Raw genomic sequence first — 1,573 nt, 5'->3', positions numbered from 1 at the left:
TTTTCCCGAATCAGGGGGACGGGCGCTGGCAGCATCGGCTACGCCTGAAGAAAAGCCCTCCCTACGCGCTCGAAGCGCCCGGGGTACGGCTGATCGACATCGACGGCGACGGGCTCGTGGATGTCATGCGCACGAGCGCCGAGCGCTACGAGTACTGGCGCAACCGCGGTGACGGGAGCTTCGATGCGGTCTTTACGGGCCCTGTAAACCCCGAGCTGTCGCTTCCGAACCTGTTTGTGGACCCGCGGGTCAAGCTCGCGGACGTCAACGGCGACCGGCTGGTGGACCTGGTGTTGGTGGAGCGCGGGCGCGTTCACTACTGGGCGCACATGGGCTGGGGCCGCTGGGCTCCGATGGCCACGCTCGAAAACGCGCCCGACGCAGGCCCGGACCAGCATCGCGTCGAGCTGGCGGACCTCGATGGGGATGGCCGGGTCGATGCTTTCCTTGCCACGGGCGAGCGGCTCGCGCTCTGGCTCCGGCAAGCGGACGGCGGGTTTGCGCCACCGCTCGAGCTGCGGGGCATGCCACGCGCCGACCCCGCCAGCGTCGTGGTGCGTGCAGCCGACATGAACGGCTCGGGCACCACCGACATCGTCTACAGCCGCCACGGCGCCGAGGTGAGCTGGAAGTACGTGGACCTTTCGGGCGGGGTGCGCCCGAGGCTGCTCGAGACCATCGAAAACGGGCTCGGCAAGACCCACCGCTTCCGCTACCGCTCGAGCGGCGAGCTGTACCAACAGGCCCGCGTTGCTGGCGCCCCCTGGAGCACGCGGCTGCCCATTGCCGCGCAGCTGTTGACCGAAGTGGTGACCACGGACGGCCGCGGCTGGTCCGATAGCCAGCACTTCAACTACCGCGACGGCTACTACGACGGCGAGAGCCGCCAGTTTCGTGGCTTTGCCGAAACCAGCGTGACCGCCCCGGGAGACGCGCACGTCGAGCCCGCGCTGCGCATCGAGCGCTTTGACGTGGGGGCAACGGACGAAGCGCTCAAGGGCCGGCTGCTCGCAAGCGAGGTGTGGAGACTACGACCCCGAGACGCATCGCTTTCCGGTCCGCGAGCGCGTTTTTCCCGAGCCCGCGCGCCCGCTCGAGTTTCAAGCCGACTACGACCCGGTGCTGGGGTTGCCCACTGCGTTTCGCGACCCGGCAGGGCGCGAAGTGCGCTACCGCTACGACGCGCTGTCGCGCCTTGGCGCCGTGATCGAGCCTGGTGACAGCGACGAGCGGCCGAGCGAAACCTACGACTACCTGCTCGCGAGCCCCCTTTCGCGCGTGGTCACCAAGCAACGCGTGCTCTCGGGCCAGGACGTGCTGGTCGAAGAGCACGCCTTCGTCGAGGGCCTGGGCCGGCCTTCGGGCACGGTATCGACTGCCGAGGGCAACCAAACCGTGGTGGCGGACCAGCTCGAGTACGGGCCGCGGGGCCTGGTCACCAAACGCTTCGAGCCCGTGTTGGCCCAAGGCTACGACCTGCCGCTGCCCGCGTCCCCGCACACGCTCCGCCACTACGACGCGCTCGACCGCGAGACGGTCAGCGTGCTGCCCGACGGCAGCCGCGCCGAGCAAC

Annotated in this window: 2 protein-coding genes; both read left to right on the top strand. The window is 69.3% G+C overall.

Going from position 1 to position 1,573, the window contains the following annotated elements; translation table 11 throughout:
* A partial coding sequence (locus MJD61_01400) for an FG-GAP-like repeat-containing protein (GenBank protein MCG8553932.1) occupies positions 1-1,220 on the top strand: 1,220 nt, incomplete at its 5' end.
* Positions 1,204-1,573 (top strand): hypothetical protein (locus MJD61_01395; GenBank protein ID MCG8553931.1); only part of this gene is annotated, 370 nt, incomplete at its 3' end. The genes MJD61_01400 and MJD61_01395, both read left to right, overlap by 17 nt.

This window comes from Pseudomonadota bacterium (assembly GCA_022361155.1).
Classification (GTDB): domain Bacteria; phylum Myxococcota_A; class Polyangia; order Polyangiales; family JAKSBK01; genus JAKSBK01.
This window is presented reverse-complemented; position numbering and strand designations above follow the sequence as displayed.